The organism is Clostridioides sp. LIBA-6822 (assembly GCF_056688955.1).
The window spans coordinates 3,243,450-3,263,713 of the sequence record NZ_CP196995.1 but is presented as its reverse complement, the minus strand read 5'-3'; the positions used below and the strand labels follow the sequence as shown (position 1 = coordinate 3,263,713).

The following is a 20,264-nucleotide window of genomic DNA, read 5'->3' as shown; positions in this document are numbered from 1 at the left end:
TTTGTTTATTATAAATGAATGGGAGTAGATTTATCTACTCCCATTTTGTATACTATTATTAATTTAATTAACAATCTTAGCTAAAATTATAATACTAGCTAAGATTTTCTGCATTATTAGTAAATAATTTTTTTATATCATTATTTCTAGTATTTAAATCATTACTAGAATTATTTGTTTTTTTCATAATTAATGAGTAACGTTTTTTATTTATAAAAAAGATTAAAATCTTATCATCGTCAAAATTGTATTCTTTGTATCTATCAATAGACTCATAACCTAAATTTAGAATGTTCTTATCCTTTATACTATCTACATCTAAAATATATGATGGGTCAGCCTTTAGTAATATATTAATTAAACATTTTTCTTCACCAGCACAGAATAACTCCATCTTATTTGATATAGACTTAGATTGTTCTGAAGTTATTTTTGCAGGAATAAGATTATTATTATCATCTCTTAAAAGATAACCATGTGTGTCTTGTTGATATACTAAATTAACCTTTTTCTTAGGGACACTAATTATTTTATCTAAATGCACATAATGATGATTTTCAACAAATCCTTCATTTAATATTTCAACAAAGTTGTCAATCTTACCTAGACAAAAAGATTCTATAGATTCTTTACAAAATTTATTTGTAAATGGTATGATGTTTACGTTTTCCTCATCTGTATTCCATGCTATTGCATAATCTAACGAATATACTTCTTCCTCTATATCTGCAAAATTAAATTGTACTATGTTTCCTTTCAAAATTACTCGACCTCCATCTTATAATATATTTAATATACTTTATAAAACTTATATTATATTTAAATAATATCATAAATTGGATAATTATGATATAGTAAATAAGAAAAAAATTGAAAAAAATCACTATAAATGAGTAATAAATATAAATAGTGTATACTAATGGGATGGAAACTGTCCACTATTAAATTTATTACCCCACATATGTAAAATAAATTTATTAATATAAAATATAATCTATCGACAATGAATGGACTTTTAAAGGAACTTAATATAAAATTAATTAAATAAATACTTAAAAACGATTTACTTTAATGATAAAATCGTATTAAAGGAGGTTAATTTTATGGATATAAAAAATAAAATTAAATCTATATTTTTACCAGAAAAAGATGACTATTTAGATGATGAAGAATTTGAGGATGATATAGAGAATAATGAGGAAAATTCAAAGGAAGAAAGTAAAGTACATTTAAATGACTTAAGCAGAGTAAAATATGATTACAGAGAATTGAAAGACATAGAAAATCAAACAGAGGAAATGTGTTTACTAGCAGTAAAACAGGATGGTACTATAATTGAGTTTGTAAAAGATAAGACTTATGGAGTATGTATGGAAGCAGTTAAACAGACATACAAGGCTCTTAAGTATATAACAAATCAAACAGAGGATATTTGTATAGAAGCAGTCAAGCAGAACTACAGAGCCTTGTACTACATAAATGACAAGACAGATAATGTATTAATTGAGGCTATAAAAAATGCATCTACTCATGATGTCATGGAAGTTTTTAAATTTGTAGAAGAGCAAACTGAAGATGTGTGTCTAGCATTTATAGAAAGGGCATCAAAAAATGATGTTGCAGAGATACTTAAAGATATAAAAGAGCAAACTCCAACTATATGTTTAGAAGCAGTAAAAAAAGATGGAAAATCTCTAGCTTATGTTAAAGAACAAAATAATAGTATATGTTTAGAAGCAGTAAAAGAAAATTATAGTGCACTACCTTGTGTAAAAGAGCAAACAGAAGAAATATGTATAGAAGCAGTAAAACAAAATGATTTTGCATTGTATTATGTAAATGAGCAGACAGAAGAAATATGTATAGAAGCAGTTAGAAGAAGTTATATGGCACTACAATATGTAAAAAAACAGACAGAAGATATATGTATGGAAGCAGTTAGAAATGATGGAAGAGCGTTACAATATGTAAAAGAGCAGACAGAAGAAATATGTATAGAAGCAGTTAGACAAAATGGGAAAGTCTTGCAATATGTAAAAAAACAGACAGAAGATATATGTATAGAGGCAATAAAAGGTTCATTTGAAGAACTTCAAATAAAAGAAATATTAAGTTATGTAAAAGTTCCAACAGAAAGAGTTTTTGTAGAAGCAGTAAAACAAAATGGAAAGACTCTTAAATATATAGAAAATCAGACTGAATTAATGTGCATAGAGGCAGTAAGAGAAAATTATAATGCTTTACAATATGTAAAGAAACAAACAGAAGAAGTTTGTTTAGAGGCAGTAAATCAAAGTTATGAGGCCCTTAAATATGTAAAAGAGCAAACAGAAGAAATTTGTTTAAAAGCAGTAAAGCAAGATTATAGAATGTTGAAATATGTGAAAAAACAAACAGAAAAAGTGTGTCTAGAAGCAGTAAAACAAAATTATAGAGCTTTGGAATTTGTTGATAATCAAACAGAAAAAATTTGCTTAGAGGCAGTAAAACAGAATAGAAAAGCACTACAATATGTAAAACAAAAACAAAGTTGAAATATATAGAAGAATATCTGTAAATAAATTAAAAACTGATATTTTGTACTGTATAAAGACACCTAGCTTATAGTAATAAGTTAGGTGTTTTTATGTATATAAAAGATAGTAAAACTATTTTATTATAATTATTTTGTTATATAAAGAATATCTAAAAATTTATATAGGTCTTTTTTTGACCAGTTTTACAATTTTAACAACTAGTTTTGTAAAGTATATTGAATTTTCTCAAAAAAGAAGGTATTCTATGTATGTAAAATTTTTTTGGAGGTAAAAATGTTTAAGAAATATGCTGATAAAATGACATCTGTTTTAATCTGTAATAATATGATAGATAATAATGAATCCAGAGTTTACTCTTATGGATTTGAAATATTAATGGCTTTTATAGTTAATATAACGACCATGCTGCTCATAGGTTTTTTATTTGGTAAATTTACATATATATTGTTTTTCTTGATGTGCTACTGTCCAATAAGACAATTTTCAGGAGGGTATCATGCAGACAATTATTTTAGATGCCTATTGACTTTTGTTTTTATAATTTTGTCTACAATATTAATTATAGAAAATCTAAATATATACTTATTTAAAAATATCATTATGATTATTGCTAGTATTAGTTGGATTGGAATTTGTCTTCTCTGTCCAATAGAGCATAGAAGTAATCCTATTAGTGATAGAGAAAAATCAACTTACAAAAAAGTTGCTATATTTATATCTACAGTAGTGTTATCAATGACAGTTTTAAGTTTTTTATTAAATATATTTGTAGATTATTTCATATATAGTGTATTTGCTATGTTTTGGATATTTATAATGTTGGTATTAGGAAAATTAAAAGCTAAGAATATAAGTAAAATATGTATGAGGGAGAATTAAGTTATGAAGAAGTTTATTGTAAAATTTATGAAATTTGCTAGTTCATTAGCACTTAGCACTGCTATATTGTCAGCTAATAGTACTTGTCCATGGATTATACATCAGCCTAAAGTTCCTGAAGAAATTAAGACTTTAAAGAAGAAAAATTAAACACAAGCAATTATTTACATAAAATTATTATAAAAAAGGAATTATTATATTTTAATAAGGTTAAAATCATATAAAACTAGATACAAAATTTATTTTACGGGTGTATAATATATATTTGATAGTGTATTAGTGTGCCAATTTAGGGGGATATAGTGTATCCAATGAAATGACTTACGATTAGTAAGTCATTTTTGTATTGTATGTATTTTAGATAAACTTATGATATAATGAAGGGTAAAGTTTAATTAAAATAATAAAAAACTTTAGTATAGATAGTAATTTAGGAGGTAGGTTATGAGTATGATACATAAATTTTCTATGAATGGATATAATATCGTTTTAGATGTGAATGGTGGAGCTGTTCATGTATTAGATGATGTTGCATACGACTTATTAGACTTTTATAAAGAAAAAAGTAAAGAAGAAGTATTAGATGTATTGAAATCTAAATATCAAGAAGAAAAAATAAATGAAGCATATGAAGAAATATCAAATTTAGAAAAAGAAGGTCTTTTATATACAGAAGATACATATCAATATCATCCAAGTTTTGTACATAGAGAACCTGTGGTAAAAGCTTTATGTTTGAATGTAGCACATGATTGTAATTTAAAATGTAAATACTGTTTTGCAGCTCAAGGTGACTTTGGTGGAGAAAAAGAACTTATGAGCTTTGAAGTAGGTAAGGCAGCAATAGACTATTTGATTGCTAATTCAGGCAGTAGAAAGAACTTAGAGATAGATTTCTTTGGTGGAGAGCCTTTGATGAATTTTGAAGTTGTAAAACAGTTAGTTGATTATGGTAGAAGTATTGAAAAAGATTATAATAAAAATATAAGATTTACAATAACTACAAATGGTGTACTATTAAATGATGAAATTATAGATTATATAAATGAAAATATGCATAATGTGGTTTTAAGTTTAGATGGAAGAAAAGAAATTAATGATAATATGAGACCAACTTTAAATGATAAAGGGAGTTATGATATTACATTACCACGATTTAAAAAGCTTGTGGAAAAAAGAGCGAAAGATAAGTATTACTATATAAGAGGGACATTTACAAGAGATAATTTGGATTTTGCTAAAGATGTTATGCATTTTGCAGATTTAGGATTTAAATTAACATCTGTAGAGCCAGTTGTTGGAGATGAAAGTAATCCATATGCACTTAGAGAAGAAGATTTACCTAAGATATTTGAAGAGTATGAAAAGTTTGCTGTGGAGTATGCAGATAGACAATTACAAGGAGATGGATTTAAGTTTTTCCATTTTATGATAGATTTAAATCAAGGACCATGTGTAATAAAGAGAATAACTGGATGTGGTGCTGGAAATGAATATCTTTCTGTAACACCAAATGGAGATATCTATCCATGCCATCAATTTGTTGGAAATGAAGAATTTAAAATGGCAAATATATTTGATGAAGAAATTGTACTTCCAGAAAGCTTAAAAAATATGTTTAGAGAAGCTCATGTATATACTAAAGAAGAGTGTAAACAATGTTGGAATAAGTTTTACTGTTCAGGTGGATGTCATGCAAATGCAATAAACTTTAATAATGACATATCAAAACCATATGAATTAGGATGTGAAATGCAAAGAAAACGTACAGAGTGCTCTATAATGATACAAGCTAAGTTGATGTTAGAAGGAGCAACTAACTAAATTTATATCTTAAAGGAGTTGTTTATATATGATTAGAGATTATTTGGAAGATAAGCCTTTAATTGATGAAAGTGTATTTGTGGCAAAATCAGCAGATATAATTGGAAACGTCAAAATAGGTAAGAATTCAAGTGTATGGTATAATGCGGTAGTTAGAGGAGATGAAGGACCGATAACTATTGGAGAAAATACTAATATACAAGATTGTTCTATAGTTCATGGAGATGCAGACACTATAATTGGTAACAATGTAACAGTCGGGCATAGGTCAATAGTTCATGGTTGTAAAATTAGCGACAATGTTTTGATTGGTATGGGTTCAATAATATTGGATAATGCTGAAATAGGAGAATATACTTTGATAGGAGCAGGTACATTAATTACATCTAATAAGAAGTTTCCACCAGGTGTTTTGATAATGGGGTCTCCTGGTAAGGTTGTTAGAGAACTTACAGAAGAAGATAAAAGATATATTGATGAATCCTACGAATGGTATCTAGAAGCAGCACAAAATCAAAAATATTAAATTAAAAGGTGGTTGTTTCAAAACATACTTAAATCTGTTTTGAGGCAACCACTAATTTATTTTATTAAATTTAGTTGATATTTTAGTTTTAAAAAAGTGTCTGATTAAAATAGGTATAAAATGTCAAAAATAAAAATTAACTGAGTTAAATAATTTTAATAAAATTACTAGTATATGTGATAAAATTAAATATTAAAGAGGATATTAGAATATCAATTGGTAGGATAATGTCATATATGTGATAAATTAAGGTGTAAGTTTTTGGGTATACCTATTTTAGGAGTGAAAATATTTGAGAATAAGTTATAGAAATTTAAAAAGATATAGAGAAATTGGATATGTTTTAATAAAGTATGGTTTTAGTTTTATTGTAGAAAGATTAAATATAGAAGGAATAGCTTATAAAATTCCACTATTTGACCCACCAGAAGAAATAAAAAATATGACAACTGGTGAGAGAATAAAAAGAGTTTTAGAAGAATTAGGACCTACATATATAAAAATAGGGCAGATACTGAGTACAAGAAAAGACTTGTTAGACCAAGATATAATTGATGAGATATCAAAACTTAGAGATGATGTGGAGAAATTTGACTCAAATATAGCCATTGAGATATTTAAAGAAGAAGTAGGATTAAGTATAGAAGAGATATTCTTAGAGTTTAAAGAAGAACCAATTGCAGCTGCTTCAATTGGACAAGTTTATGAGGGTATACTTAGAACTGGAGAAGAAGTAATTGTAAAAATTCAAAGACCAAATATAGAGAAAATAATAAAGTCTGATTTAGAAATTCTTAGAACAGTTGCAAATACTTTAAAGGATTTAAAAAAAGATTTTAATTTAGACTTAGTACAAATGATTGAAGAATTTCAAACTCAATTAATGAGAGAACTGGATTATACTTTTGAAGCTATAAATGCAACTAAATTCTCTAGGATATTTAAAAATAGCGATGAAGTATATATACCTAAAATATACCCAGAATATAATACTAAGAAAATTTTAGTAATGGAGAAGGTTAATGGTACAAAATTAAGTGATGTAGAAAAAATAAAGAGACTGGGCTATAATACAAAAACTATTGTTGAAATAGGCGTGAGGTCTTTTTTTACACAAGTATTATCCCATGGATTTTTTCATGCAGACCCACATCCAGGTAATATATTTGTAGTTGCTAAAAACAAGATAGCATATATAGATTTCGGAATGATTGGAATTATTGACAATAAAACGCTAAACCAATTAAATGAAATTGCATTAGCAGGTGTAGAAAAGAATGTTGACAAGATAATATACTTGTTGATAGAAATGGATGCATTAAATGGAGAAGCAGATATTAAAGGTCTTAGACAGGATTTACTTTATCTAATACATTACTACTATGATGTTTCTATAGAAAAAATAAATGTAACAGATGTATTAAATGAACTGTTTAGATTTTTTAGACAGTATAAGATAATCATGCCAGCACAATTTGTGACTCTTGCTAAGACTATTATAACATTAGAAGGAACAAGTAGAACTTTAAATACAGATTTTTCTTTTGGTTCTATGGGAAAAGAGTTTATGAAACATCATTATAAGAATAAGTTTAATCCTAAAAATGTCGTTTTAAGTTCAAGACAAAATATAGAGGAAATATTACTTGATATAAAAACTATTCCAAAACAGTTAAAAGCAATCTTAAAGAATGTAGAAAGAAACAACATAAAAATGCAAATTGAAGACGTAAAAATGACAAAGTTAGAAAATTGTATATTAGAGTTAACGTCTCAAATATCACTGAGCTTAGTGTTAGCATCAATTATAGTGGGTTCTTCCCTTATAATTGCATCTCCAAATATAGAAAACAATATATGGATAAAGTTTACTGCTATAGGAGGTTTCTTTATATCTTTTATAATAGGGCTTTGTTTAGTTATAAGGAGTGTTAGGTCAAAATATAAAAAGGATTAGGGGGAATAAAATTTGAAAAAATGGATATTGAAATATAAAGGTAAGATAGAGGAAAGTGAATTTAGCAAAAAAATTAATATTTCCCCGGAAATCTGCCAAATTTTAAAAAATAGAGGGATATGTAGTGAAAAAGATTCAGAAATATTTATGAATCCATCTTTAGATTATTTAAGGGACCCTTTTTTGATGAAAGATATGCAGAAGGCTGTTGATAGGATAAAATCAGCTATTGAAAATAACGAAAAAATTTGGATTTATGGAGATTATGATGTTGATGGTGTGTCATCTACTTCTATTTTATGTATATATTTTAAAAGTATAGGGTATCATGTGGATTACTATATCCCAAATAGATTAGAAGAAGGCTATGGTATAAATGAAGAGGCTATTAAGCTTATAAGCTCTAGAGGATGTGACTTGATTATAAGTGTTGACTGTGGAATTACATCGGTATCTGAGGTCAATATAGCGAATGATTTGGGTATAGATGTTATAATAACAGACCATCATGAATGTCAAAATGAGATTCCATCAGCATTTGCAGTAATAAATCCAAAACAAGAAGATTGTAATTATCCATTTGATTCACTATGTGGATGTGGAGTAGCATTTAAAATGATTCAAGCATTAACTCCAAAAGAAGAATTTAAAACTAGTATGTATGATTATCTAGAAATAGTAACTCTGGCAACTATTTGTGATATTGTTCCACTTATAGATGAAAATAGAATAATTGTAAAAAATGGTTTAAAATTAATGAAAGAAGGCAAAAATATTGGATTAAGAGAGCTTATAAAAGTTTGTGGTGTAGAAAGTGATAAAATAGGTTCTTCTCATATAGGTTTTGCAATAGGTCCTAGGATAAATGCTTCTGGTAGATTGGGTTATTCTTACTTAGGGGTGGAGTTGTTTACAACTCAATCACAAGAGGAAGCTATAGAAATATCTAATATATTAGAAGAAAAAAATAATGAAAGACAGATGATTGAGGCTAAGATGTATCATGAAGCTGAAGAAATGTTAAAGTCTAATAGCAGATACAATGATGATAAAGTGTTGGTTTTAGCTAAAGAAGGTTGGCAACATGGAATAATAGGAATTGTAGCATCAAAGCTAACTGAAAAATACTATAAACCTACAATTCTTTTAGGCATAGAAGATGGAGAGGCTACTGGTTCAGCAAGGTCTATAAAAGGATTTAATGTGTTTGAAGCTCTTGTAAAGTGTAAAGACTTAATGACTAAGTTTGGAGGTCATGAACAAGCAGCAGGATTATCTTTAAATTCAGATAATGTGGAAGCTTTAGCAAATGAAATAAATAAATTTGCAAATTATAATTTAACTGAAGATGATATGATAGAGAATGTTAATGTTGAATTTGAACTACAAGAAAATGTAATAAATTTAAATCTTGTAGAAGAATTACATAAGTTAGAGCCTTTTGGATTAAATAATCCAAATCCTAGATTTATAGTTAGAAATTATATCTTAAAAGATTTAAAAATTATAGGTAAAAATCAACAACATCTAAAATTAAGTATAGAAAAAGAAAAAAGCTATGAATGTATAGGATTTAACATGAGTCACTTAAAATCATTGTATAAAGTAGGAGACAAAGTAGATGTATTGTTCCAATTAGATGAAAATAACTATATGGGAAATAGGAAAGTACAGTTTTTACTTAAAGATATCCGATTAGCTCGACCTAAAAGTGCAAGTAATGACAAACTTTCACTGAAATTAATGTCAAAAATAATACCAAAAGATACACAAAGCTTGTATAATATATCTGTATCTGACTTTGAATTATTTGATGGAAATACTGATATAAATATATTTGATTATTTTGAAAAAGGTACATTAATAATATCTAATTCTATAAATGGATTTTATAGAGCAGTGTCAGATATATCACTTGTAGATTTAGATTTTAAGATAAATTACAATATTATTGAAGATATTAGCAAAAATACTGATAAATTAGAGCTTATATTTTCTCCTAATATTGATAAAATAGACTTAAAAAGATATAATAATATTATTCTTTATGATTATTTATACAATAAAGGCGAATATTCGTATATATATGAGAATAAAAGAGAAGAAAGTGAAATTATAAAATATTATAATAAAACAGACCTATTATATTTAAAGAATGTAGTTAGTAATATGGTTCCATCAAGAGATGAATTTATAACAATTTATAAACAAGCACTCATAAAAAAAGAAATTGATTTGGATATGGTAAATATAAAGGGAACTTTTAATGTAATTCCATTAAAGTTTTTTACGATATTGAATGTGTTTAGAGAATTAAATTTACTTGACTTTAATTTAAATTATGAAAAAAATTCTGTACTCATAAGAATATTGCCAAAACCACAGAAAAAATTAGATTTAAATGAGAGTTTAATACTCAATAATCTAAAAAATTTAGAAAAACAATATAATAGCAGTTATTAGGAGGCGTTTCCCATGGATTTAAAAAACTTTATAAGGAATATTGATGATTTCCCAAAGCCAGGTATAGATTTTAAAGATGTTACTACTCTATTTAAAGATGGCGAGGCATTTAAATATGCAGTAGACTCTATAGTTGAAGAACTAAAAAATAAAGGTGTAGATTTAGTAATAGGCCCAGAAGCAAGAGGATTTCTGATGGGTACACCTGTAGCGTATGCTTTAGGAGTAGGATTTGTTCCAATTAGAAAGCCTGGAAAATTACCAGGAGAAGTTGAGAGTTATGAGTATGGCTTAGAGTATGGTACGGATACTTTAGAAATACATAAAGATGCAATTAAAAAAGGTCAAAAAGTAGCAATAGTAGACGATTTATTGGCTACTGGTGGAACTATGGAAGCTGCTGCTAAGCTTGTAGAAAAATTAGGTGGAGAAGTAGTTTCTATGCAATTTTTAATTGAGCTAGAATTCTTAAATGGGAGAGAAAAGTTATCTAACTATAATGTTAATTCTCTTATAAAATACTAGTACTTTTACAATAGTTGGTATAGCACCAACTATTTTCATATATATTAAAATTTTATACAAAATAGGTGGTTATATGCATGATAAAGAATTACAAGAAATAATTGAAAAAATAAAAGTTTATGCGCCTAATGCAAATTTTGAAATGGTTGAAAAAGCCTATAATCTTGCAAAAAAAGCGCATGAAGGACAATATAGAAAATCTGGGGAACCATACTTTATTCATCCATTAGCAGTGGCAAACATTTTGATAGAGATGGAATTAGATATTGAAACTATAACAGCTGGTTTACTTCATGATGTTGTAGAAGATACGGAATATACCTATGAAGACATAACAAAAGAATTTGGCAAAGAAGTGGCGGATTTAGTTGATGGAGTAACGAAACTTGGTCAAATAAAATATCGTTCAAAAGAAGAAACTCAATCTGAAAACCTAAGAAAAATGTTTTTGGCAATGGCGAAAGATATAAGAGTTATACTTATAAAACTTGCCGATAGATTGCACAATATGAGAACATTAAAATACATGCCTCCAGAAAAAGCGAAATATAAGGCAAAAGAAACACTTGAAATTTATGGAGGTATAGCTCATAGATTAGGAATTTCTAAGATAAAGTGGGAATTAGAAGATAGAGCATTAAGATTTATGGACCCAGAAGGGTATTATGATTTAGTTGATAGAGTGTCAATGAAGAGAAGTCAAAGAGAAGATTATATACACGGAATTGTTGAACTTCTTAAAGATAAGTTTAAAGATTTAAGTATACCATGTGATGTATATGGTAGACCAAAGCATTTTTACAGTATTTATAGAAAGATGCAAAAAAAACATAAGACTTTTGAAGAAATTTTTGATTTAACAGCAGTAAGAATACTAGTAGATAATGTAAAGGATTGTTATGCAGTTCTTGGTATAGTTCATACATTATGGAGACCTATTCCAGGCAGATTTAAAGATTATATAGCAATGCCAAAGCCAAATCTGTATCAATCATTGCATACTACTGTTGTAGGTCCTGATGGAGAGCCTTTAGAGATACAAATAAGGACTCATGAAATGCATAATATAGCTGAAAATGGTATCGCAGCCCATTGGAAATATAAAGAAGGTATTTCTAGTAAAGAATCAAAGGTTGAAGAGAAACTTCAGTGGTTGAGACAAATGATGGAGTGGGAAAAAGACTTAAAAGACCCACAAGAGTTTATGGATGCACTTAAAGAAGATGTATTTAATAGTCAGGTTTATGTATTTACACCAAAAGGAGACGTAATTGAATTACCAGCAGAATCAACACCTATAGATTTTGCGTATAGGGTTCATACAAATGTAGGAAATAAATGTGTAGGAGCTAAAATTGATGGAAGAATAGTTCCTATTGATTATAAGCTTCAAAATGGTAATATTGTAGAGGTGCTTACATCATCTAATTCTAATGGTCCAAGTAGAGATTGGCTTAATATAGTAAAGACACCAAATGCTAAGAGTAGAATTAGACAATTTTTCAAGAAAGAAAGAAGAGAAGAAAATGTTGACCGTGGAAATACAATATTAGAAAGAGAATTTAAGAAGCATGATATACCACAAAAAGACCCTCTTGTTGAAAAATATATGGCACTAGTTGCTAAGAAATTTAATCAGCCAAGTGTTGAGGATTTAGTTGCTACTGTAGGTTATGGTGGTATAATGTCATCTCAAGTTGTATCTAAAGTAAAAGATTTATATTTAAAAGAAGTTAAAAAAGTTAAAAAAGAACAACAAATACAAGAAGAAGATTTAAATAAACACAATATAAGTGAAACAGAATACAGTAAAAAGAGAAAGAAAAATGCATCACAAGGGATTATAGTAAAAGGGCTTGACAATATCTTAGTAAGATTTGCTAAGTGTTGTAATCCTCTTCCAGGAGATGAAATTGTAGGATATATCACTAAGGGTAGAGGAGTAGCTATACACAGAGCTGATTGCCCAAATGCAAACAACAATGGAGATTTCTTCCAAAATAGATTGGTAGAAGTTTCATGGAGTTCAGCAGGAAAAGGTAAGTTTGAAGCAGAGATTCAAATAAAGGCTGTTGACAGAAGAGGAATTGTTAATGAAATAACTCATATTGTTGCAATGGATAAACTTAGTTTAAATGGAATAAATGCAAGAAAAGGTAAGGATAGTATTGTAAGTATAAACCTACTTGTAGAAGTTAATGACACAGACGAATTAAAAATTCTAATGAAAAAATTAAAAGCAATTCCTGGTGTAGAAAGTATTTATAGAATGACAAATTAGAGTTAAAATAATAGGGAGGAAACTATGAGAGCAGTAGTACAGAGAGTATCTTCATCTAAAGTTACAGTAGATGAAAACACTATAGGTCAAATAAATAAAGGGTTACTAGTATTATTAGGAGTGACTCATGATGATAAATCAAGTGATGTAGATTATATGATTGACAAAATATTGAATCTGAGAATTTTTGAAGATGAAGATGACAAAATGAATTTATCTCTAATGGATATAGGTGGAGAGCTTTTAGTAGTATCTCAATTTACTTTATATGGAGATTGTAGAAAAGGAAGAAGACCTGGATTTAGTAATGCAGCTAAACCAGAACTTGCAAATAATCTGTACGAAGAGTTTATAAAAAAGGCAAAAGATAAAGGTGTAACAGTTGGTACAGGACAATTTGCGGCTCATATGATGGTAGAATTAACTAACGATGGTCCAGTAACAATACTATTAGATTCAAGTAAATCTTTTTAAGGGGGAAAACTTTAATGGTTATAAAAAAATTTGTAGATAGTTATTTTGGAGTAAATACTTATGTATTAGGTGATGAAAAAACTAAAAAATGTGCAGTTATAGACCCAGGTGGAAGTTTGGTAGATACTCTAAGTTTTGTAAAAGAAAATGAATTAAATATCGAATATATAATTCTTACTCATGGGCATGGAGACCATATAGGATATGTTAAAGATATTAAAGATAAAACTGGTGCTAGGGTAGTTGCACATATTGATGAAAAAGAATTATTAAATGATAAAAATAAAAATCTAAGCTATACAATGAGATGTGGAGCACAAGAGTTCGATGCAGATATATATGTAAATGATAAAGACAAGCTTGAACTTGGTGAATTAAAAATGACTTTCTTGCATACTCCAGGACATACACAAGGATGTATGTGTATAAGAGTTGAAGATGAATTGTTCACAGGAGATACTTTATTTGCTGGAAGCATTGGTAGAACTGACTTGTATAGTGGAGATTTTCATCAAATGGAAAAATCACTTAAAAAATTATGTAAATATGAAGATGCTGTTAGAGTATATCCTGGACATGGTCCAACTAGTACTCTAGGGGTTGAAAAGAAGACAAATCCTTATATGTAATTTTATAGTAGTATTAAATAATGTATCAAATATTTAATAACTGTATTAGAGATGGGGTTCTTCTACTGTTAAATAGAAGGAGTTAAGTTGATGTTATATGTTTTTTTAAAAGGACACAGTTATAAGTATGAAGTAGCAGAACTTATAAAATTGTTTACTAATGAATTTAAGTTTACTGACTCTGATAAATGTAGTAATAATATGGAGTCAATGTATTTAACAAATAGATTGATTTATGAAAATGGTGTATTGTCTTCAAGTACTGAGTGTTATGAAGATGGAAATTTAAAGTATGAATCAATACAAAATATAGAAAATATGAATCTTGAATTTTTAAATGGATTTGATAATAGCAAATCCATTGAAGGTTTTTTGAATAAGTTAGATAATGAAAGTAAGAGAAACTTTAAAAAGTTATGTAAAGAAAGTATCAAAAAAAGCATGTTTATAGTGCTTAAACAAATGTTTAATTCTTATGTTCCATGGGGAATTTTGACTGGTATTAGACCAGTCAAAATTGTCCACAATCTAATGGATAAAAAGTTAGATGATAATAGCATAAGAACTATTCTAAAAGATAATTATTTTATAATAGATGAGAAAATAGATTTAGCTCTGGAAATCGCCAAAAGAGAGCGAGTATTTATGTATCCTATAGATAAAAATAAAATTTCTCTTTATGTAAGTATTCCATTTTGTCCAACTAGATGTGTATATTGTTCATTTCCTTCAAATTCATTAAAGCAATTTGGGCATTTGAAAAGAGAATATGTTTATAAATTGATTGAAGAAATTAGGGGTTTTGCCAAGCTTATCAAGGATACTAACAAAGAAATTGAAACTTTATATATTGGTGGTGGAACTCCTACTACATTGGATGAGGAAGAGTTGGACTTGCTTATAAATTCATTATTTAATGAATTAGATTTAACTAAAATTAAGGAATTTACTGTAGAAGCAGGTAGACCAGATACTATTACAGAGCAAAAACTAAAAGTATTGAAAAAACACAATGTAAGTAGAATTAGTATAAATCCTCAAACTATGAATGATGAGACTTTAGTTAAAATTGGTAGAGAACATAAAGTTTCTGATTTAGTAGACTGTTTTAATATGGCCCGTAGAATGGGATTTGATAATATAAACATGGATATAATTTTAGGTCTTATAGATGAGGACTTAAATATGGTGAAGAATACATTAGAAGAAATAAAAAGACTTTCTCCAGAAAGTCTTACAGTTCATACATTAGCTATAAAGAGAGCGTCTAACTTAAATATAAATATGGATATGTATAAAGAACACCTAACACAGTATGAAGAAATGGTAAAAATGATAGATTTATCAATGAAATACGCAAAAGATATGGGATTAAATCCATATTATATGTACAGACAAAAACATATGTTAGGAAATTTAGAAAATATAGGTTATGCTAAAGAAGGATACGAGTGTATTTATAATATACAAATTATGGAAGAAAAACAAAGTAACTATGCATTAGGTGCAGGTGCTATATCAAAATTTGTTTATGTAGACGAAGATAGAATTGAAAGAGTAGAAAATGTAAAAAATGTTGAACAATACATTGAAAGAGTAGATGAAATGATAAAAAGAAAGAAAGAAGAGGTATATAAAAATGTTGACTAAAGCTCCTAGAGGAACTAAAGACATAACTCCAAAAGAGGCTTATAAATGGAGTTATGTAGAAAATAAATTTAGAGAAATATGCGCTTTATATGGATATGAAGAAATGGTAACACCTATATTTGAACATACAGAACTTTTTAAGAGAAGTGTTGGAGATACTACAGATATAGTTCAAAAAGAAATGTATTCCTTTAAAGATAAAGGTGACAGAGAAATCACATTAAAACCAGAAGGAACAGCGGGTGTAGTAAGAGCATTTATAGAAAATAAATTGTATGCAGATACTCAACCAACTAAGTTATTTTATGTTACACCTTGCTTTAGATATGAAAGACCACAAGCTGGAAGACAAAGACAATTTCATCAATTTGGTATAGAAGCACTTGGAAGTGATACTCCTTCAATGGATGCTGAAATAATAGCATTAGCTGTTCAATTTTTCAATGAAGTTGGACTAAAGGATTTAATAGTAAGCATAAATTCAGTTGGTTGTCCAGTTTGTAGAAAAGAATACAATGCTTTATTAAAAGAATATCTTGATTCAAAAGCAGATGTATTATGCGAGACTTGTAATGAAAGAAGAGAAAAAAATCCAATGAGGGTTATAGATTGTAAAAACCCTACATGTAAAGAAAATATTAAGGATATACCATTTATTGCAGACCATTTATGTGATGATTGTAAAACTCACTTTACGAAATTACAAGAATACTTAAATGAAATGGATATAAACTTTGTAGTTGATAAAACAATAGTTAGAGGATTAGATTATTACAGAAAAACTGCCTTTGAAATTATATCTAATGATATAGGAGCACAAAGTACTGTATGTGGTGGAGGTAGATATGATGGCCTTGTTGAGCAACTAGGAGGACCAAAAGGTATAAGTGGAATTGGTTTTGGATTAGGAATTGAAAGACTTTTACTTACACTTGAAAATAATGGAATTGAAATAGAAAATCCACAGTCTACAGACATATTTATAGTAACAATAGGAGAAGAAGCAAATACAAAAAGCTTTAAACTCTTAAAAGAATTGAGAAAAAATCATATAAGTGCAGATAAAGACCATATAGAGAGAAGTGTCAAAGCACAATTTAAATATTCAGATAAAATAAATTCTAAATTTACAATAGTAATTGGAGACGATGAGCTTAAAAATGACACTGCGACATTAAAAAATATGAAAACATCAGAGCAAACTACTGTAAAATTAAGTACATTAGTTGAAGAATTAAAACAAAAGCTGTAAAATAAGAAAGTATGATGTTTTGCATATTAGATAATAATATAGCATTAAAATTAAATAAAATGGAGGTAGTATCTTGGAAACTTTAAAGGGTTTAAAGAGAACTCACTACTGTGGAGAGTTGAGAGAAAAAAACATAAATGAAGAAGTTGTACTTATGGGATGGGTACAGAAAAAAAGAAACTTAGGTGGTCTTGTATTTGTTGATTTAAGAGATACAAGCGGATTGTGTCAAATAGTTTTTGATACAGATGTAGATAAAGAAGCTTTTGAAAAAGCTGAAAAATTAGGGGCTGAATTTGTAATAGCTGCGAAAGGAAAAGTATGCGAAAGACAATCTAAAAATCCTAATATGCCAACTGGAGATATAGAAATATTTGCCACTGAACTTAGAATCTTAAATAAGTCAGAAACTCCACCTATTTATATAAAAGATGATGATGATGTTTCAGAAGCACTAAGATTAAAATATAGATACTTAGATTTAAGAAAAGCATCTATGCAGAGAAACTTAAAATTAAGACACAAAGTAATGAATATTACGAGAAATTACTTATCAAATAATAGATTTTGCGAAATAGAAACACCATTTTTAATTGCACCAACTCCAGAAGGCGCAAGAGATTACCTTGTACCAAGTAGAGTTAATCCAGGGAAATTTTATGCATTACCACAATCACCACAATTATATAAACAGTTATTAATGGTAAGTGGTATGGATAGATATTTCCAAATAGTTAAATGTTTTAGAGATGAAGATTTAAGAGCAGATAGACAACCAGAGTTTACACAAATAGACTGTGAAATGTCTTTTGTTGAGCAAGAAGATGTTATGAATATGATTGAAGGATTGCTTGAAGCTATATTTAAAGAAGTTTTAAATGTAGAGTTGACACTTCCACTTCCTAAGATGACTTATGCAGAAGCTATGTCTAGATATGGTTCAGATAAGCCAGATACTAGATTTGGATATGAATTAACAGATATATCTGATGTTGTTTGTAGCTGTGGGTTCAAAGTGTTTGCGGATGCTACACAGCCAGGAAAAAGTGTTAGAGGTATAAATGTAAAAGGTAAAGCTGGTGATTTTACTAGAAAGCAAATATCATCATTAGAAGAACATGCTAAGACATATAGAGCAAAAGGTCTTGCTTGGATGAAAGTAGGACAAGAAGGAGTAACTTCTCCAATAGCAAAATTCTTTAATGAAGAAGAAATGAATGCTATACTTACAAGAATGAATGCTGAAGCAGGAGATTTACTTTTATTTGTAGCTGATAAAAACTCAGTAGTATTTGATGCTTTAGGACAAGTTAGACTTGAAGTAGCTAATAGACTTAATATGTTAGATAAAAATGTATATAATCTGTTATGGGTAACTGAATTCCCAGTTTTTGAAGAAGATGAAGAAACAGGCAAGTTCTCAGCAATGCATCACCCATTTACATCACCTATGGATGAAGATTTAGATAAGTTAGAAGAAGGTGATAAATCATCTTTAAGAGCAAAAGCTTATGATATTGTATTGAATGGTTATGAAATAGGTGGAGGAAGTGTTAGAATATCAAATTCTGATGTCCAATCAAAAATGTTTAAAGCACTTGGTTTCACAGAAGAAAGAGCTAATGAGAAGTTTGGATACTTATTAGAAGCATTTAAATATGGAACTCCTCCTCATGCTGGTTTAGCTTTTGGTCTTGATAGACTTGTTATGTTACTTGCAGGAGCTGACAATATAAGGGAGGTTATTGCTTTCCCTAAAAATCAAAATGCTGTTTGTCCTATGACAAATGCTCCAACAGTAGCAGAAGATGAGCAATTAGAAGAATTAAGTATAAAGGTTGATATAAAAGACAACGAATAATATATAGTTATAAGAAACTAAAATGTAAAAAGTCTGGATATAAAGCATGTTTATATTCAGACTTTTTATGTTAATCTATTTTTTCTATTTTAAATATATTTATAATTTTAGCATCTGGGCAACAAAATATACATTCATTTTTATTTTCCTCACCAGGTATGCTTCCACCATATCGTAGTATGTCAATATAAGGAAAAGCTACATGTAATGCCATTGGGCACAATCTTCCTCTTTCTGTATCAAAATCAAATGAATCTCCAATCTTATGTCCATAATGACAAGCACCTTTTTCTTTTTTATCTATTAAAGTTATCTTTATCTTTGGTCTTTTAGCCATATTTTTATATGTCCCCCTTTTATTTTTATTTAATATAAAAAGACTATATTTACAGCTTTTATTTAAAGGTTTTTAAAATAGCTAATAAGGAAATCTTTAAATAGTAATACAGCTTTAGATGTGTAATTTTCATTAAACCATGATAGATTTAAATATCTTTTAAATTCAATATCTTTTATATGTAATAGTTTAATCTCGGGGTCTTTAGATAACCCCCATGACTTTCCACATATGAATCCAACACCTTGGAGTGATTTTATTAGTGCATAGATTGTATATGGTGAATCGCATTCAAAGGCTATTTTTGGTTTGAAATTAGCAGATTCACATAGTATATCTATTATTTCTCTGTAGTTTTCACCTTTAGTTATAACTATGAAGTTTTCATCTGAAACTTCACTTAAGTATACTTTATCTTTTAAAGATAAGTTGTGATTAATTGAAATACCCAATAATATCTCTTCACAAGTTAAAGTTATATTATTTTCTGAATTTATTTTTGTAAACGAAGAAGATATATACAAATCAAAATCACTTTTCTTGTAAGAAGATGGTAAAGTATGTGAGACATTAAAAGTAATGTTAGGATATAGTTTTCTAAAATTACTTAAAAGTGAAGGCAGTACATTAGCTGCCGCAGTGGCTAATATTTTTACTTCCCCTGAGTTCTCTAAAGAAGTATCTCGTAATTCCTTTTTTGACATCTCTACCAAATCTAAAATACTGTCCACTCTTTTTAGAAATAATTTTCCATATTCATTTAATACAATATATCTTCCTTTTCTATCGAATAACTTGACTCCAAGTTCTCTTTCCAAAGAAGATATGGTTTTACTTAAAGCTGGTTGTGCTATATTTAGTTTTTGTGATGCTTTTGTTATATGCTCCATTCTAGCAACCGTTTGAAAGTACTTAAGATGCAATAAATCCATAATATAAAATACACCTCTTTTAATATGACTTAAGTTATATCCGTTTGATAATTAACTATATATTATACATTATAATATAAAGCTTGTATAATAAACTATAGTATCTTAAAAAGTTAATCATATAGTTATTTATATAT

The 20,264-nt window shown here is 28.1% G+C and carries 17 protein-coding genes; 14 read left to right on the top strand and 3 right to left on the bottom strand.

The window, feature by feature from the left end; translation table 11 throughout:
• Window positions 1-94: 94 nt before the first annotated feature.
• Window positions 95-760, bottom strand: coding sequence for a hypothetical protein (locus tag ACTG48_RS15695; RefSeq protein ID WP_479917320.1), 666 nt, complete (start codon window positions 758-760; stop codon window positions 95-97).
• A 343-nt stretch (window positions 761-1,103) separates the two neighbouring features.
• On the opposite strand from ACTG48_RS15695, the gene ACTG48_RS15690 reads away from it, so the two are divergent.
• The 14 genes from ACTG48_RS15690 to aspS all read left to right on the top strand — a co-directional run bounded on the left by ACTG48_RS15690 (window position 1,104) and on the right by aspS (window position 18,858).
• On the top strand, window positions 1,104-2,534 hold the full coding sequence (locus tag ACTG48_RS15690; protein WP_479917319.1) for a DUF4116 domain-containing protein: 1,431 nt from the start codon (window positions 1,104-1,106) through the stop codon (window positions 2,532-2,534).
• A 276-nt stretch (window positions 2,535-2,810) separates the two neighbouring features.
• Window positions 2,811-3,416: an accessory gene regulator ArgB-like protein gene (locus tag ACTG48_RS15685; RefSeq protein ID WP_479917318.1), complete on the top strand. Its 606-nt coding sequence runs from the start codon at window positions 2,811-2,813 to the stop codon at window positions 3,414-3,416.
• Between the two features lie 3 nt (window positions 3,417-3,419).
• Window positions 3,420-3,566 carry a cyclic lactone autoinducer peptide gene (locus tag ACTG48_RS15680; RefSeq protein ID WP_021385659.1) on the top strand — a complete coding sequence of 49 codons (147 nt, stop codon included), beginning with the start codon at window positions 3,420-3,422 and terminating at the stop codon, window positions 3,564-3,566.
• 294 nt (window positions 3,567-3,860) lie between these two features.
• Entirely contained in the window at window positions 3,861-5,240 is a 1,380-nt protein-coding gene (scfB, locus tag ACTG48_RS15675; RefSeq protein WP_479917317.1) for a thioether cross-link-forming SCIFF peptide maturase, read from the top strand.
• Window positions 5,241-5,268: 28 nt separating this feature from the next.
• Window positions 5,269-5,766 (top strand): gamma carbonic anhydrase family protein, encoded by a 498-nt coding sequence (locus ACTG48_RS15670; protein WP_021385726.1) that lies wholly within the window; start codon window positions 5,269-5,271, stop codon window positions 5,764-5,766.
• A 292-nt stretch (window positions 5,767-6,058) separates the two neighbouring features.
• Window positions 6,059-7,723, top strand: coding sequence for an ABC1 kinase family protein (locus tag ACTG48_RS15665; RefSeq protein WP_479917316.1), 1,665 nt, complete (start codon window positions 6,059-6,061; stop codon window positions 7,721-7,723).
• Between the two features lie 12 nt (window positions 7,724-7,735).
• Window positions 7,736-10,186, top strand: coding sequence for a single-stranded-DNA-specific exonuclease RecJ (gene recJ / locus ACTG48_RS15660; protein WP_479917315.1), 2,451 nt, complete (start codon window positions 7,736-7,738; stop codon window positions 10,184-10,186).
• 12 nt (window positions 10,187-10,198) lie between these two features.
• Complete coding sequence (locus tag ACTG48_RS15655; protein WP_021385675.1) at window positions 10,199-10,711, top strand: adenine phosphoribosyltransferase; 513 nt, start codon at window positions 10,199-10,201, stop codon at window positions 10,709-10,711.
• Window positions 10,712-10,784: 73 nt separating this feature from the next.
• Window positions 10,785-12,992, top strand: a complete 2,208-nt coding sequence (locus ACTG48_RS15650; RefSeq protein WP_021385682.1) for a RelA/SpoT family protein — start codon at window positions 10,785-10,787, stop codon at window positions 12,990-12,992.
• Between the two features lie 24 nt (window positions 12,993-13,016).
• Window positions 13,017-13,466, top strand: a complete 450-nt coding sequence (gene dtd / locus ACTG48_RS15645; RefSeq protein WP_021385652.1) for a D-aminoacyl-tRNA deacylase — start codon at window positions 13,017-13,019, stop codon at window positions 13,464-13,466.
• Window positions 13,467-13,480: 14 nt separating this feature from the next.
• A complete protein-coding gene (locus tag ACTG48_RS15640) occupies window positions 13,481-14,095 on the top strand; it encodes an MBL fold metallo-hydrolase (protein ID WP_479917314.1) in 615 nt (204 codons plus the stop codon).
• A gap of 90 nt (window positions 14,096-14,185) precedes the next feature.
• Window positions 14,186-15,745, top strand: a complete 1,560-nt coding sequence (locus tag ACTG48_RS15635) for a coproporphyrinogen III oxidase (RefSeq protein ID WP_479917313.1) — start codon at window positions 14,186-14,188, stop codon at window positions 15,743-15,745.
• Window positions 15,735-16,997 (top strand): histidine--tRNA ligase, encoded by a 1,263-nt coding sequence (gene hisS / locus ACTG48_RS15630; RefSeq protein WP_021385688.1) that lies wholly within the window; start codon window positions 15,735-15,737, stop codon window positions 16,995-16,997. Before ACTG48_RS15635 ends, hisS begins: the two co-directional genes overlap by 11 nt.
• 73 nt (window positions 16,998-17,070) lie before the next feature.
• Window positions 17,071-18,858, top strand: coding sequence for an aspartate--tRNA ligase (gene aspS / locus ACTG48_RS15625; RefSeq protein ID WP_479917312.1), 1,788 nt, complete (start codon window positions 17,071-17,073; stop codon window positions 18,856-18,858).
• 70 nt (window positions 18,859-18,928) lie between these two features.
• On the opposite strand, the gene ACTG48_RS15620 is transcribed toward aspS, so the two are convergent.
• Together ACTG48_RS15620 and ACTG48_RS15615 are read right to left on the bottom strand one after the other, a co-directional pair.
• Window positions 18,929-19,195, bottom strand: a complete 267-nt coding sequence (locus ACTG48_RS15620; RefSeq protein ID WP_021385678.1) for a TIGR04076 family protein — start codon at window positions 19,193-19,195, stop codon at window positions 18,929-18,931.
• A gap of 62 nt (window positions 19,196-19,257) precedes the next feature.
• Window positions 19,258-20,127, bottom strand: coding sequence for a LysR family transcriptional regulator (locus ACTG48_RS15615; RefSeq protein WP_479917311.1), 870 nt, complete (start codon window positions 20,125-20,127; stop codon window positions 19,258-19,260).
• Between the last annotated feature and the right edge of the window lie 137 nt (window positions 20,128-20,264).

Coding starts and splice junctions, on each gene's coding strand:
- ACTG48_RS15690 (WP_479917319.1), top strand. CDS start 1,104: ATGGATATAAAAAATAAAATTAAATCTATATTTTTACCAGAAAAAGAT.
- ACTG48_RS15685 (WP_479917318.1), top strand. CDS start 2,811: ATGTTTAAGAAATATGCTGATAAAATGACATCTGTTTTAATCTGTAAT.
- ACTG48_RS15680 (WP_021385659.1), top strand. CDS start 3,420: ATGAAGAAGTTTATTGTAAAATTTATGAAATTTGCTAGTTCATTAGCA.
- scfB (WP_479917317.1), top strand. CDS start 3,861: ATGAGTATGATACATAAATTTTCTATGAATGGATATAATATCGTTTTA.
- ACTG48_RS15670 (WP_021385726.1), top strand. CDS start 5,269: ATGATTAGAGATTATTTGGAAGATAAGCCTTTAATTGATGAAAGTGTA.
- ACTG48_RS15655 (WP_021385675.1), top strand. CDS start 10,199: ATGGATTTAAAAAACTTTATAAGGAATATTGATGATTTCCCAAAGCCA.
- ACTG48_RS15650 (WP_021385682.1), top strand. CDS start 10,785: ATGCATGATAAAGAATTACAAGAAATAATTGAAAAAATAAAAGTTTAT.
- dtd (WP_021385652.1), top strand. CDS start 13,017: ATGAGAGCAGTAGTACAGAGAGTATCTTCATCTAAAGTTACAGTAGAT.
- ACTG48_RS15640 (WP_479917314.1), top strand. CDS start 13,481: ATGGTTATAAAAAAATTTGTAGATAGTTATTTTGGAGTAAATACTTAT.
- ACTG48_RS15635 (WP_479917313.1), top strand. CDS start 14,186: ATGTTATATGTTTTTTTAAAAGGACACAGTTATAAGTATGAAGTAGCA.
- hisS (WP_021385688.1), top strand. CDS start 15,735: ATGTTGACTAAAGCTCCTAGAGGAACTAAAGACATAACTCCAAAAGAG.
- ACTG48_RS15620 (WP_021385678.1), bottom strand. CDS start 19,195: ATGGCTAAAAGACCAAAGATAAAGATAACTTTAATAGATAAAAAAGAA.
- ACTG48_RS15615 (WP_479917311.1), bottom strand. CDS start 20,127: ATGGATTTATTGCATCTTAAGTACTTTCAAACGGTTGCTAGAATGGAG.